Origin of the sequence: Rhodomicrobium vannielii ATCC 17100 (assembly GCF_000166055.1) — a bacterium.
GTDB classification, from domain to species: Bacteria; Pseudomonadota; Alphaproteobacteria; order Rhizobiales; family Rhodomicrobiaceae; genus Rhodomicrobium; species Rhodomicrobium vannielii.
Genome location: NC_014664.1, coordinates 536,813 through 550,211 on the forward strand (window position 1 = coordinate 536,813; position 13,399 = coordinate 550,211).

General features: G+C 63.3%; 11 protein-coding genes and 1 tRNA gene. 9 read left to right on the top strand and 3 right to left on the bottom strand.

Annotated features, from left to right (window positions below; translation table 11 throughout):
- The first annotated feature begins 79 nt into the window (after window positions 1-79).
- Window positions 80-1,273, top strand: a complete 1,194-nt coding sequence (gene lpxB, locus RVAN_RS02290; RefSeq protein WP_013418151.1) for a lipid-A-disaccharide synthase — start codon at window positions 80-82, stop codon at window positions 1,271-1,273.
- Window positions 1,274-1,293: 20 nt separating this feature from the next.
- Window positions 1,294-2,355: a glycosyltransferase gene (locus tag RVAN_RS02295; RefSeq protein WP_013418152.1), complete on the top strand. Its 1,062-nt coding sequence runs from the start codon at window positions 1,294-1,296 to the stop codon at window positions 2,353-2,355.
- Window positions 2,356-2,429: 74 nt separating this feature from the next.
- Here RVAN_RS02295 and RVAN_RS02300 read toward each other — a convergent pair.
- Together RVAN_RS02300 and RVAN_RS02305 are read right to left on the bottom strand one after the other, a co-directional pair.
- Window positions 2,430-2,504: transfer RNA gene (locus tag RVAN_RS02300), tRNA-Val, on the bottom strand.
- A gap of 104 nt (window positions 2,505-2,608) precedes the next feature.
- On the bottom strand, window positions 2,609-3,913 hold the full coding sequence (locus RVAN_RS02305; RefSeq protein WP_013418153.1) for an Nramp family divalent metal transporter: 1,305 nt from the start codon (window positions 3,911-3,913) through the stop codon (window positions 2,609-2,611).
- Window positions 3,914-4,152: 239 nt separating this feature from the next.
- Between RVAN_RS02305 and mntR the strand changes: the two genes are divergently transcribed.
- The 4 genes from mntR to RVAN_RS02330 all read left to right on the top strand — a co-directional run bounded on the left by mntR (window position 4,153) and on the right by RVAN_RS02330 (window position 7,819).
- Window positions 4,153-4,602: a manganese-binding transcriptional regulator MntR gene (mntR, locus tag RVAN_RS02310; RefSeq protein ID WP_013418154.1), complete on the top strand. Its 450-nt coding sequence runs from the start codon at window positions 4,153-4,155 to the stop codon at window positions 4,600-4,602.
- 353 nt (window positions 4,603-4,955) lie between these two features.
- On the top strand, window positions 4,956-5,849 hold the full coding sequence (locus RVAN_RS02315) for a tyrosine-protein phosphatase (RefSeq protein ID WP_245258022.1): 894 nt from the start codon (window positions 4,956-4,958) through the stop codon (window positions 5,847-5,849).
- A 19-nt stretch (window positions 5,850-5,868) separates the two neighbouring features.
- Complete coding sequence (locus RVAN_RS02320; protein ID WP_013418156.1) at window positions 5,869-6,567, top strand: polysaccharide biosynthesis/export family protein; 699 nt, start codon at window positions 5,869-5,871, stop codon at window positions 6,565-6,567.
- A gap of 550 nt (window positions 6,568-7,117) precedes the next feature.
- Window positions 7,118-7,819 carry a hypothetical protein gene (locus tag RVAN_RS02330; protein WP_013418158.1) on the top strand — a complete coding sequence of 234 codons (702 nt, stop codon included), beginning with the start codon at window positions 7,118-7,120 and terminating at the stop codon, window positions 7,817-7,819.
- Window positions 7,820-7,998: 179 nt separating this feature from the next.
- On the opposite strand, the gene RVAN_RS02335 is transcribed toward RVAN_RS02330, so the two are convergent.
- Window positions 7,999-9,009: an alpha/beta fold hydrolase gene (locus RVAN_RS02335; protein ID WP_013418159.1), complete on the bottom strand. Its 1,011-nt coding sequence runs from the start codon at window positions 9,007-9,009 to the stop codon at window positions 7,999-8,001.
- A 676-nt stretch (window positions 9,010-9,685) separates the two neighbouring features.
- On the opposite strand from RVAN_RS02335, the gene RVAN_RS02340 reads away from it, so the two are divergent.
- From RVAN_RS02340 to RVAN_RS02350, 3 genes are read left to right on the top strand one after another with little or no spacing between them, the layout of a single operon-like run.
- A complete protein-coding gene (locus RVAN_RS02340) occupies window positions 9,686-10,771 on the top strand; it encodes an AbrB family transcriptional regulator (RefSeq protein WP_013418160.1) in 1,086 nt (361 codons plus the stop codon).
- On the top strand, window positions 10,764-11,993 hold the full coding sequence (locus tag RVAN_RS02345) for an NAD(P)/FAD-dependent oxidoreductase (protein ID WP_013418161.1): 1,230 nt from the start codon (window positions 10,764-10,766) through the stop codon (window positions 11,991-11,993). The genes RVAN_RS02340 and RVAN_RS02345 overlap by 8 nt, the downstream gene beginning before the upstream one ends.
- 56 nt (window positions 11,994-12,049) lie before the next feature.
- On the top strand, window positions 12,050-13,381 hold the full coding sequence (locus RVAN_RS02350; RefSeq protein WP_013418162.1) for a PQQ-dependent sugar dehydrogenase: 1,332 nt from the start codon (window positions 12,050-12,052) through the stop codon (window positions 13,379-13,381).
- The last annotated feature ends 18 nt before the right edge of the window (window positions 13,382-13,399 follow it).

Sequence of the window (13,399 nt, forward strand, 5' to 3'; positions counted from 1 at the left end):
CCCCTGTGGGCTGCGCCGCTTGCCACATGACAGCCCGAAATCACCGCCATAGGGTGACGCCAAGCTGACCGGAGGACTCATGGCTGAGGCAAGGCGCATCTTTATCGTCGCGGGCGAGCACTCGGGCGACGTGCTGGGCGCGAAGCTCATGGAAGCGCTGAAGGCGCAGGCGGGCGAAGGCGCGTTCGAGTTCGCAGGCGTCGGCGGCGACAAGATGCACGAAGCGGGGCTCGCCTCGATCTTTCCGATGTCGGATGTCGCCGTGATGGGACCGGCCGCGATCCTCGCGCGATTGCCGAAGCTCGTGCGGCGCGTCTGGCGCGCGGTGGACGCGGCGCTCGCCTATAATCCGCATGCCGTCATCATCGTCGACAGCCCGGAATTCACCCATCCTATCGCGAAGCGCATTCGCCGTCAGCGGCCGGACATTCCGATCGTGGATTATGTCAGTCCGAGCGTGTGGGCGTGGCGGCCGGGGCGCGCGAAGAAGATGCGGCCCTATGTGGATCGTCTGCTGGCGCTGCTGCCGTTCGAGCCTGCCGCGCATGAGAGGCTCGGCGGCCCGCCATGCAGCTATGTCGGCCATCCGCTGATCGAGCGCGCCCCGTGGATCGACAGCCTCGATACGTCGAGGTTTCGCGCGCGGCTCGGCATCGCGCCGGGTCGCCCCGTGCTGCTCGTCCTGCCCGGCAGTCGCACATCCGAGGTGTCGCGCCTGATGCAGCCGTTCGGCGAGACGGTGCTGGCGCTCGGCCAGAAGATCGGGCCGTTCTCGATGCTGCTGCCTGCGGTGCCGCATGTCCGCGGCATGATCGAGAAAGCCATCGCGGACTGGCCGAACAAGCCGCACCTGCTCGAAGGCGACGAGGACAAGTTCACCGCGTTCCGGCTTGCGGATGCGGCTCTCGCGGCGTCCGGCACGGTGACGCTCGAACTCGGCGTTGCGGGCACGCCGATGGTGGTCGCCTATCGCGTCGATCCTTTCGCCGCGCGGCTCCGCTTCCTGCTCAAGGTTCATTCGGTGGTGCTGGCGAACCTCGTACTCGGCGAAAATGCGTTTCCCGAGCTTCTTCAGGAGGATTGCACGGCGCTGAAACTTGCCGACGCGCTCGCGCCGCTGCTCAGCGGCGACACGCCGGAGCGGCAGGCGCAGCTTGCTGCGCTGGCTAAGATCCGCGAGCGGATGTTCCTGGCGCAAGGCACGCCGAGCGCGAAAGCGGCCGAGGTAGTGCTTTCCGTGCTCGACGGCGCACCCGCCCGCGCTGCCGCGTGACGCAGAAAGAGGCCGAACCGATGCGCATTCTCCAGATCATGACGAGCAAGGCCAACGGCGGCGCGGAGACTTACGCCTGCGACGTCATCATGAAACTGCATGAAGCGGGCGTCGATCAATGCGTGGTGATGCGCGAGGATCAGAGCCGCTTCGGCGAGTTGAAAGCGGCAGGCGTCCGGCTTGCGCCAGAGGTGCTGCGATTTCCTTTCGCGCCCGCGCAGCGCTTCCTGATCCGCCGCCTCATCGGGCGCGAGAAGCCCGACGTGGTGCAGACATGGATGCGGCGCGCGGCGAGCCTCGCGTCGAAGGGCGCGCAGCCGGTGATCGGCTGGTTCGGCGGCTATTACGATCCTGCGCATTTCACGGCCTGCGAGCGCATCGTGGGCGTCACGCGCGATATCCGCGACCACATGGTGAAGAGCGGCGTCGCGCCGGAACGCGCGCATTACATCCCAACCTTTCCTACGATCACGCCGCTGCCCGCCGCCGATAGAGCCGCGCTCGACACACCCGCCGATGCGAAGGTGCTGCTCACGCTGTCGCGGTTGCATCAGAAGAAGGGCCTTGACACGTTCCTGCACGCGGTGGCGGGGCTCCCGGGCGTCTATGCGTGGCTCGCGGGCGACGGGCCACTCGAAGCGGAGTTGAAGGCGCTCGCCGCCGATCTCGGGCTGACGGATCGCGTGCGCTTCCTCGGCTGGCGAACGGACCGCTCGGCGCTGCTCCGCGCGGCGGATGTCTGCGTGCTGCCTTCGCGCTACGAGCCGTTCGGCAATGTCATCCTTGAAGCCTGGGCCGCGAAGACTCCCTTCGTCGCGGCGAAAAGCGCCGGTCCCGCCGCGCATGTGGCGGACGGCATCAACGGTTTGCTCGTGCCCATCGACGATGCGGAGGCGCTGCGCGCGGCGCTCGCCCGCGTGCTGGGGGACGACGCGCTTTCGGCGGCGCTCGTCGCTAACGGCTATGAGACCTACGAGCGCGATTTCACGCCCGACGCCGTGACGGCGCAATGGCTCGCGTTTTACGATGCGGTGCTCGCGAGGGATACGGCGGCGCTGACGCGATTGAGCGCCGCTGCCTGAAGATGACCGGCGGTGCCCCACCGCCTGTCCCGCCGTCCAAAAAAACCTGATAAATCAATGCCAAGAAAGCGCTTTGGTGCGCGCGGAGAGGATCGAACTCCCGACCGTCCCGGTGTAAACGGGATGCTCTACCGCTGAGCTACACGCGCGGAAAGCGCAAGCGCGCCCCGGCGGGGACGCGCCGCACGCCTATAGACAACGGAGGGGCCGGGATTCGTCAAGCCTTTCTTCCGTAGGGGGCACGAAACCGCATTCAACCTCCGAAAGCGGTGTGGTAAAGCAGCACCGCGTTCAGCACGAGGATCACGGCAGCGCCAACAAGCGCCGCGATCTTCGTCAGGCGGCCATTGGCGAAACGGCCCATCAGCGCGCGGTCGCTCGACAGCACAATGAGCGCGATCATGGGGAAGGGGAGCGCGAGGCTCAGCACCACCTGGCTCATAACGAGCGCTTGGGTCGCGCCGACGCCCATGGCGACGATGGCGAACGCGGGGACCATGGTCACGAGGCGGCGCAGCCAGATCGGGATGCGGCGGCGGAAAAAGCCCTGCATGATGACCTGTCCGGCCATCGTGCCGACGACCGAGCTTGAGACGCCGGAAGCGAGCAGCGAGATGAGGAACGCGGTTGCCGCCGCGCCGCCGAGGAGCGGCGTCAGCATGTGATAGGCGGTCTCGATCTCGGCGACTTCAGGGTTGCCCGCGTTGAAGGCCGCCGCCGCCATGATCACCATCGCCATGTTCACGACGCCGGCGAGAGCGAGGGCGATGATGACTTCACGGTTGGAGAAGCGCAGCACGCGTTCGCGCTCGGCGTCGGAGTTGAGCACGCCTCGCGACTGCGTCAGGGCGGAGTGCAGGTAGATCGCATGTGGCATGACGGTCGCGCCGACGATACCGACCGCAATCAAGAGCGCGTCCGCGTCCGCGATCTGCGGCGTGACGAGCCCTGCCATCGCGCCGCCCCAGTTCACCGGCGCGATGAACAATTCGACCACGTAGCAGACGCCGATCACGGCGACGAAGAGGCCGACGACAAGTTCGATGCGCCGGAATCGTTCCCCGTTGAACATCAGGATGCCGTAGGTGATCACGGCGGTAGCGGCCATGCCGGTGAGGAGCGACATGCCGAACAGCAGCGAGAAGCCGATCGCGCCGCCAAGGAACTCGGCGAGGTCGGTCGCAATGGCGGCGATTTCGCTCACGATCCACATGACAAGGGCGAGCGGCCACGGAAAGCGTTCGCGCGCTAGTTCGGCGAGATTGCGGCCGGTGACGATGCCGAGCTTTGCGGACAGCGCCTGAAACAGCATCGCGATGAGGTTGGCCGAGAGCACCACCCACAGGAGCGTGTAGCCGTATTTCGCGCCCGCCTGGATGTTGGTCGCGAAGTTGCCGGGATCGATATAGGCGATGGAGGCCACGACAGCGGGGCCAGTGAACATCCATCCGGTGACGATCCTGCCGCGCCTTCCCGCGATGGCGTCCCGCAACGCCGCATGCGACATGCCGCCAGCGGCGGGGACGTTATCAACGGGAAAAGACGCGTCGGAAGCCATTCATTTACCTCCCTATGAAGTATAGCTTATGCTATAATAGCCGCGCATCGGGACGCAAGGCTCTTGATCGCTCGCCGAGAACAATTTCCGGTGAGGCAAAGGGTTCCGCTCTGGCCGCGGCGCACGAACGCGGTAACGGTGCGGTAGAGCCGCGCGTTCGGCTGGGATCGCGTCAAAGGGATTCCGATTTCGTGCGCACCGTTCTAGGATGACCAGATCCGCATTTTTTGCTCAGCGCCATGACCTCACAGAACACAGACAGCAATTCCCTTATCGACGCAGATCTCCAGTCCGCGAGCTTTCGTGAGACGCGGCGCGCGCATAGACTTGAGATCGTGGAAGATTACGTCGAGCTGATCGACGATCTGATCGCCGCGCGGGGCGAAGCGCGACAGGTGGATATTGCCGAGCGCCTCGGTGTTGCGCAACCCACGGTCGCAAAGATGCTGAAGCGGCTTATCGAGGAAGGGTTCGTGGTTCAGCAGCCTTACCGGGGCGTGTTCCTGACGGCGCTGGGCAAGAACCTCGCCTCGGAAGCGCGCGAGCGGCATCGTGTGGTTGAGGCGTTTCTCCTAGCGCTCGGCATTTCGCCGGAAACGGCACGCCGCGACGCGGAAGGCATCGAGCATCATGTGAGCGATGAGACGCTTGAGGTGTTTCGTGAGTTCACGGCGCGGCGGACGCCTTAAACGCTTGTTTTACATCTGCGAAGACTGAGACGGAGGTGGCTCGCACCTCCCTCATCCGGCATCCAACCGGGTCGCGAGTGACACACGCTCGCCCTCGTGCGCGCCAAGGGCGCGCAGCGATACCCGGAATACCTGCGTCTTGAGTTTTTAGAGCCGGTCTAATCTTGCATTTGATGGCGCAACCTCCAGCATAAATTAAATCAATGTCAAGCTGCGACTTATTTAGAACTAAGGCATAACTGAGACAGAGATGGCTCACGCAGAGGTTGTGCGGGCTATTTCCTTGGGGATTTTTATCTCCATTATAGCGCAGGTGTTTCATCTCGCTTGAATGAAAACCTGAAACCATTAAAGTGCCTTTTGAAGTTTTTTACAAAGTTTCTGCAAATCGTAACGAGCGCTTACGCATGTTCGATCTCCATAGTCATCTGCTGCCCGGAATCGACGATGGATCGCCCAATATGAGGGTCTCTTTCGAGATGGCGCGCGCCTATGTCGATCAGGGTGTCCTCTGTGTGGCCTGCACCCCGCACATTCTGCCCGGCCTCTATCACAACACCGGTCCTCAAATCCGCGAAGCGGCAGCTGCGCTGCAAACCAGTCTCGACGAGGCCGGAATACCGCTCCATATCGCCACCGGCGCAGACAACCATATCATTCCCGATTTCGTCGAAGGGCTGCGTCGCGGCCATCTGCTGGCGCTCGACGATACGGCCTACGTCCTCGTCGAGCCGCCGCACCACGTCGCCCTCGCGCGCTTGGAAGACCTGTTTTTCAGCATTCTCGTCGCCGGTTACGTGCCGATCCTGACTCATCCCGAGCGATTAACCTGGATCGAAGGGAAATACGACGTCATCGAGCGGCTTTCGGCGCGAGGGGTCTGGATGCAGATCACCGCCGGATCGCTTCTAGGGCGCTTCGGCCGCCGCCCGCGCTACTGGGCTCAGCGCATGCTTGAAGAAGGACGCGTGCATATCCTTGCAACGGACGCCCACAACAACGACTCCCGTCCCCCCGATCTCCTTAAGGGACGGGAAGCCGCCGCGAAAATCGTTGGCGAAAAAGAAGCCCATCACCTGGTCGTCACGCGTCCCTTGGGTGTGCTGAAAAACCTGCACGCTGGCAGTTTGCCGGAGCCGGAAGGAATTACGAGTGAGGAAGTTCATGAGGTTGAGCGCTCTGTTCAGGCTTCTGGCACCGGTGATGGCCGCAGCCTTCGTGAGCGCGTGCGGCGGCTCCTCGCTTAGCAACGGATCGCCGGAAAAGATGTCGATTGCAGGCACGCCGCCGGCCGAGGAAACTGCTGCGCCGAAGGCCAACGCAGCGAGCGGGGGAGCTACGGTGAAGGAGCCGGAGGCTGCCGCAGCAATCAAGCAGGCCGCCCTCACCTATAGTGCGATGAGCGATCCGAAGAGCAAATCCTACAAGGTCGGGCCGCTCGACGTCCTTGAAATTACCGTCTTCAAGGTTGCGGACTTGTCGAAGACGGTGCAGGTTTCCGAAGCTGGGACGATCAACTATCCGCTCGTGGGCGAGATGCAGGCGGGTGGCCGCTCCGCGCGCGAGATCGAGCAAGACCTGACGACACTTCTCGGTGCGAAATATCTTCAGAAGCCGCAGATCACCGTTTTCGTGAAAGAGTACAATAGTCAGCGCGTCACCGTGGAGGGCGCGGTGAAAAAGCCGGGCGTCGTGCCGATGGTCGGCGGTCTGTCTCTGGTGCAGGCCGTGGCTCAGGCCGGCGGCTCGGATGAAGCGGCCGACTCGACGGCCGTCGTGTTCCGCACGACCAACGACAAGCGATCCGCCATCCGCTACGATATGGCGAAAATCCGCGACGGGGGCGCTGAAGACCCACTCTTGCAGTCGGGCGATGTCGTCATCGTGCCGACTTCGAGCATGAAGCAGGGCTTTAACATCTTCGTCAAGATGCTCCCGCTCGCTACTGTGGTCTCATTCCTCTAATGCCGTTTCTTCAAGTTAGAGACGAACCCATCGGTGTGATTTGACCGGTCGGTTCGTCTCTCGATAAACCTCGCGTGGCGATGGGGCGCTTTTTTTGTTCGGGCATGGAGGTTCGCAAAGCGCTGTCATGGGGAAGGGCTCGGGTTCCTGGCGGTTGGCCGGAAGAAGCCGGTTCCGAGGGCATCCAGAGCATGAATGCGAATAGGGGGGGACAAGCTTGGTGTGAAGTGGAAAACCTTCGCGCATTGGTTGCGGTTCGAGATCAAGCCAATTAAGCAGATCGTGTTAGCAGTCGCGCTTCCTTCTAACGAGTTGGTCGGGTACCAATGTTCTGTCAGTCGTTGCAATATCGGCCCAGCGGAGCCCGGCCCGATGCTTGCCAACCTCGCGTCGACAACCAACTAATGCTTGCCTCGCTCGCGCCATCGAAAGCACGGTCGCTGAATCATCATTTGAAATCGCGCGGTCACCGACACCCTTTGGCGGGGGCGTCCGCTATGCCCCCTGCTCAACCGAAATCGTATGCAAATCAACGATCCGTGGAGAGAACATGACCTCTTGGATGCATAAAGTCGCGCTTTTCGCAGGGGCTGCGGCGCTGACGCTGACCGTTTCTGTCCCGGCGTCTGCGGAAGACGCCGCTCCCGCCCCGGCGCCTGCGGAAGCCGCTGCTCCCGTTCCGGCCATCGCGCCGGAACTTGCGGAGCGTATGGCCAAGGAGAAGGAAGACCGCAAGACATGCAAGCTCGAAATCTGCAAAGCGTTCGCGGAAGCGAAGAGCGGCGCGCCGATTTCTTGCAACGTCACCAAGACATGGCTCGGCTCCGACATTCAGGCGGGCTATCTGGGAGACAAGCTGACATGGCCTTGGGGACATGCGCTGTGTTCGGCGCACATCGATCTCGACCGCGACGCCATTGCCGAGGTTGCCTCTAAGCCTTCGGGTACGCTGAAGCTGAAGAAGCACGACATCACCTGTAAGCTCGACAACAAGAACCCCGCTGAAGGCAGCGCCTACGACGTCAAACTGTCGATCGAGCCTGTAGTTACCTTCGAGAACGGCCGGGCGACCAAGGCCGAGTTGAACTGGGGCACCATAGAGGCGCCTCTTCTTGCCAAGACGGCGATATGGTCCGCAACCGCAGTCGATGCGAACTTCAGCGTCATCGCGAACGGCGTCGTCAAGGAAATCAACGCCTTCCTTGGCGTCAAGTGCAAGGAAGAAGGCTTCAACATCGCCGCCGCTCGATAAGCGCGTTGGCTGTCAGCATGGGCTTTCTGCGTCCGTCGCTGGAAGACCCATGCATCTTTTGCGTTTCCGGCGGAGCAACATGTTCGAGCTGCGGCGGATTTCATGAGCAAGCCAATGCGTGCCAGGTTGACACGCTACGGCGCCTGCTGCCCTCTCTCACGCCGACTGCTCCGCATCATTCACGCAGGATGCAGCGCCACCTTTTCCCGGCGCACCGGTTCAGCCGCCGGGGCCTTTGCGGCGCTTGCGAACAAAAAATCGCGCACCGCCGCGATCTGATCCTCCGCCATCAGCCACGGCGCGTGGCCAATTCCCTCGAACTCCACGATTTTCGCGCGAGGTCCGCGCCGCATCATGTCATCGGCGATCTTCCCGAGCAAAAGGTCGCTTTCCGCGCCGCGAAGCACCAGCGTCGGGCAACGGATCGCTTCATAGGTCGGCCAGAGATCGACACCGGCGAGAAACTCGCTACCGAAGGCGACGCCCGTAACGCCGCCCGAGCGCATATGCGTGATAATCGCGGGATCGAAAGCGAGAACGTAGGAGCCGTCCCGCTGTTCGATGGCGCTGTTGGTCGTCACCTTCCGCCATTGTGTTTCGGTTAGCGGGCCGAATGAAGCGCACGTCTCGCGCAGATGGAACTCGACATCTTCGAGACACGAAAAGGAGCGGCCGAGCCCGGTCTGCGCCTTCTTCATGCGCATGAGGGCGGGCCAGGGCACGAGCGGGCCGACATCGTTCAGGATCAGGCGGCGGATCGGCGAATTCCGCCGAGCGGCGAGCATCATGCCGATGAGGCCGCCCATCGATGTGCCGATCCAGTCGATATGGCGCTTCGGCTTGGGCTGGGTGCGCCTGAAAATGCGCTTGAGGCCGGTTGGCGGTGGAGGCGGCGCGGTCACGCGGGAGAGAAGCGCCGCCGCGTCGGTGAGGTAGAGCGAAAAGGAATAGTCGTTTTTCTTCGCTAGCCACTCGCTTCGCCCGCGCCCGGCGACGTCCATGCACACGACGTGGCACTCCTCGGCGAGGCTTTCCGCGAGAACGTCGAAGTCGCGGCTGTTGCGCGTGTAGCCATGCACGCAGAAAACGAGACGAGGGCTTTGCGGGTCGCCCCATTCGGTATAGGCGACCTCGTGGAAGCCGTTCGGACCGAGGCTTTGAAAGCTGCAGAGACGCGGTTTCTCTGACATCAATTTCCACTTCCGGCGCGCGGGCGCCATGCTTGAGCAGGATAACGGCTCATTGTGCGGTGCACAATCGCTGCGGGATGAGACGCAACGAAGGCAGAGTGCTTGCCGAGAATCACTTCGGCATAAATTAACCCCGCCTGTGGGCCTTCGCGAGACTTGCGTGGCCTTTTCAACACCGCGAAAGAGAATTGGGGACGAAGCGCATGGCTGCTGCCCGGACACTTTTCGACCGCACGGTCAGGGCGACGATGGAGCAGAAGAGGCTAGTGGTCCGATCCGACGTTTACGTTTGCAGCACCCTCCCGAGCAGATGTCGGAAGCGCAACGGCCACTGGCAGCCCGCAGAAAAAAAGCTTTCCGGTCACAACCTGTAAAACGGGATCTGTGGTCGAGTTGAAGTGAGACGGATATGTCAATCGGCATTCACTCGCTCCTAGAGTGCGTTGGTGCAACCCGAAAAACCTTTTGCAGCAGCCTGCTTGTGGAGCTTTTGAATTTGTATTTGAGCGAGAATTCGTGACAGCCGGGACTCAAATGTCGAATTCATTCCACTGATTGGGCTAGCCCCAGGCGGGCAGGCGGCACGACCGCCTTCGCGCAGCGCCGGTTGCGTTTGCATCGCGTGCGCGGTAATGCGGGGGTTGGGCAACGCCGATGTTGCCCCGGAGTTTTGCATTTGATCCCGTTCCCCCGTCGCTTCGAGACGCTGCCTCACGCCCGGCAGTGGCTGATGCTCGCGCTTTTTTCGGCGGCGTTCGCGGCGCTTCTCGACCTCGCGAGTATTCCGGCGGCGGTGTTCCTCGGGCCGATGGCGGCTGGCGTGGTGCTCGGCGTCAAGGGCGCGACGATCCGCGTGGCGCGTGTGCCCTATATCGGCGCGCAGGCGTTGATGGGGCTTTTCATTGCGAGCGCGATCACGCCGTCGATCCTTCAATCCTTCGCGAAGGAATGGCCGATCATCCTCGGTGTCGTATTTTCGATTATCGTCGCGTCGAGCCTTCTCGGCTGGGCGATGAGCCGCTGGCGCGCCATGCCGGGGACGACGAGCATTTGGGGGTCGTGGCCGGGCGCGGCGGGCGCGATGGTTATCATGGCGGGCGAGTTCGGGGCGGACGCGCGGCTCGTGGCCTTCATGCAATATTTCCGCGTGGCCTGCGTGGCGAGTCTCGCGTCTGTGGTGGCGACGTTCTGGGCGCATTCGACCGGCGTCCCGCACCCGGACATCGCATGGTTCCCCGCCATGGACGAACGCCCCTTCGCCGTGACGCTGATGCTTGCGGGCATTTGCGCCATTGTGGGCCGCGCCACTCATTTTCCCTCGGGCGCGATGCTGCTGGCGCTTGTCGCCGGCTCCGCGCTCAACCTCGCCGGGCTCGTTCATATCGAACTGCCGAAATGGCTGATGGCGGTGACCTATGCGCTGCTTGGGTGGAATGTCGGCCTGTGCTTCACGCCGGACATCCTCGCGCATGCCTTCCGGGCGCTGCCGAAGATCGTGCTTTCGGTCGCGTTGCTGATCGCGTTTTCCGCCGTGCTCGCCTGGCTTCTCACCGAGACGCTCGGCATCGACGCGCTGACCGCCTATCTCGCGACAAGCCCAGGCGGCATGGACTCGGTCGCGATCATCGCCGCATCGACGAATGTCGACGTGCCCTTTGTCATGGCGCTGCAAACGATTCGTTTCCTCATCATCATCATGATCGGGCCGCCGCTCGCGCGCCTTGTCGCGCGACATATGGAGGTCAGCGGGCGCTATGGCTGAGACTGGAAAACAGGCTGCTATTATCGGCGGCGGGCCGGCAGGGCTGATGGCGGCCGAGGTGCTGGCGGGCGCGGGCGTCGCCGTGACGGTCTACGATGCGATGCCGAGCGTCGGCCGCAAGTTCCTGCTCGCCGGGCGCGGCGGGCTGAACCTCACGCATAGCGAAGAGCTTTCGCAGTTTCTTGCCCGCTACAGCGCGGCGGAGCCGCATTTGCGCGGTGCGATCGAGGCGTTTCCGCCGTCCGCGCTGGTCGCATGGTGCGAGGCGCTGGGGCAGGAAACATTCGTCGGCACAAGCGGGCGCGTATTTCCGAAAGCGATGAAGGCATCGCCGCTGCTGCGCGCTTGGCTCGGGCGGCTGCGGGGTCTCGGCGTCGCGTTCCGACAGCGCCATCGCTGGCGGGGCTGGGACGATGCGGGCGCGCTCCTGTTCGACACGCCGGACGGTCCCGTGACCGTTCGCGCCGACGCGGCGATCTTCGCGCTCGGTGGTGCAAGCTGGCCGCGCCTCGGCTCCGATGGCGGCTGGGTGCCGATTTTCGAACGTGAGGGCATCGACGTCGCGCCGCTGAAACCGTCGAACTGCGGCTTCGCGGTCGGTTTCTCGGACATCTTTCTCGCGCGCTTCGAGGGCGATCCGCTAAAGGGCGTCACGTTTTCGTTCGAAGGGCGAAGCGTGCGCGGCGACGCCACCATCACGAAGGCGGGCATCGAGGGCGGCGCGATCTATGCGCTGTCGGCGGCCCTGCGCGAAGCCTTGGAGCACGAGGGGGCTGCGGATCTGATTATCGACCTGCGCCCGGGGATCGAAGCCGAGGCCCTAGAAGCGGCGCTATCGAGGCCGCGCGGCAAGCAGACGCTGTCGGCCCATTTGCGCAAGGCGGCGAAGCTCGCGCCCGTCGCTATCGGCCTTCTCTATGAAGAAGCCGTGCGCGGTGGCTCGCCGCTCGCCGATCTCGACGTGGCCGAGCTTGTGCGCCTCATCAAGGGCGTTCGCGTGCCGCTCACAGCGCCCGCACCCATCGAGCGCGCGATCTCGTCGGCGGGCGGCGTGCCATTCACCGAGCTCGATGGCTTCATGCTTCGGAAGAAGTCGGGCGTCTTCGTCGCGGGCGAAATGCTCGACTACGAAGCGCCGACCGGCGGCTATCTGCTGCAAGCGGCGTTCTCGACCGGAACGGCGGCGGCACGTGGCGCGCTCGCCTTCCTCTCCCGCGCCTGACGGAACATCGCGGCTTCCGCGCTCTTTGTTCTCGCAAGAGATAATGGAGTTATGCCGTGAAGCCGATCAGGACGATTTTCGCTATGGGTCTTGCCGCCATCGCGCTCTCCGCCTGCGAGAGCCAGACCGCCACGCCCGTCTCGGAAGGGATGGGGCCTAATCCGAAGCTCCCGCCGCCGAAGGAAACGGCGCTTCCGACAATCAATATCGCCGTCGCGCGGGGCTGGGGCGAGGGGCAGAAACCGAAGCCCGCCGAGGGACTTCAGGTGGCGGCGCTTGCTCGCCATCTCGATCATCCGCGCTGGATTTATGTACTGCCGAACGGTGACGTGCTCGTGGCCGAAAGCGACGCGCCGCCGAAGGAGGCCACCGGCTTCCGCAATTGGGTGCAGGGCAAGGTCATGAAGATGGCGGGCTCCAACAGGGGTAGCGCCGACCGCATCACGCTCCTGCGCGGCGTCGGCCCGAACGGCGAGGCGCAGACGCGCGAGGTCTTCCTCGAAAACCTGTTCTCGCCCTTCGGCATGGCGCTGATTGGCGACACGTTTTACGTGGCCAACGCCAATTCGATCATGAAATACCCTTACCAGGAAGGACAGACAAAGATTACGGCCGCGGGCGAAAAGCTGACGGACCTTCCGGGCGAGCTTAACCACCACTGGACGAAGAATATCGTCGCGAGCAAGGACGGCACGAAGCTTTTTGTCGCCATCGGCTCGAACAGCAATATCGGTGAAAACGGCATGGAGCTTGAGAAGGATCGCGCGATGATCTGGGAGGTCGATGTTGCGACCGGCCAGCATCGCGTGTTCGCAAGCGGACTGCGCAATCCGGTCGGCATGGCCTTCGAGCCGCAGACGGGCGTTCTGTGGGTGGCGGTGAACGAACGCGACGAACTCGGCAGCGAGCTTCCGCCCGATTATCTGACGAGCGTCAAGGAAGGCGGCTTCTACGGCTGGCCTTATTCCTACTGGGGTCAGCATGTCGATACGCGCGTGCAGCCGCAGCGGCCCGACCTTGTGGAGAAGGCCATCGTGCCGGATTACGCGCTCGGCAGTCACACCGCATCGCTCGGACTGACGTTTGCGGAAGGCAGCAAACTGCCGAAGCCATTCGCGAACGGCGCGTTTATCGGCCAGCACGGCTCGTGGAACCGGAAGCCGAAGAGCGGCTACAAGGTGATCTTCGTGCCGTTTGAGAACGGCAAGCCGAACGGCATGCCCATCGATGTGTTGACGGGCTTCCTCAGCCAGAACGACGAGGCGCTCGGGCGACCCGTTGGCGTGACGTTCGATAAGGACGGCGCGCTGCTCGTGGCGGATGATGTGGGCAACGTCGTCTGGCGGGTTACGGGCGCGGGCTCGGCGCAAAGCGCGAAGGCTGAATAGCCGCAACCGTTACTGCGT

Excerpts from the sequence above, each read along its gene's own strand:
- RVAN_RS02335 (WP_013418159.1), bottom strand. The coding sequence starts at position 9,009 with ATGTCAGAGAAACCGCGTCTCTGCAGCTTTCAAAGCCTCGGTCCGAAC.
- mntR (WP_013418154.1), top strand. The coding sequence starts at position 4,153 with ATGACCTCACAGAACACAGACAGCAATTCCCTTATCGACGCAGATCTC.
- RVAN_RS02295 (WP_013418152.1), top strand. The coding sequence starts at position 1,294 with ATGCGCATTCTCCAGATCATGACGAGCAAGGCCAACGGCGGCGCGGAG.
- RVAN_RS02305 (WP_013418153.1), bottom strand. The coding sequence starts at position 3,913 with ATGGCTTCCGACGCGTCTTTTCCCGTTGATAACGTCCCCGCCGCTGGC.
- RVAN_RS02345 (WP_013418161.1), top strand. The coding sequence starts at position 10,764 with ATGGCTGAGACTGGAAAACAGGCTGCTATTATCGGCGGCGGGCCGGCA.
- RVAN_RS02320 (WP_013418156.1), top strand. The coding sequence starts at position 5,869 with ATGTCGATTGCAGGCACGCCGCCGGCCGAGGAAACTGCTGCGCCGAAG.
- RVAN_RS02330 (WP_013418158.1), top strand. The coding sequence starts at position 7,118 with ATGACCTCTTGGATGCATAAAGTCGCGCTTTTCGCAGGGGCTGCGGCG.
- lpxB (WP_013418151.1), top strand. The coding sequence starts at position 80 with ATGGCTGAGGCAAGGCGCATCTTTATCGTCGCGGGCGAGCACTCGGGC.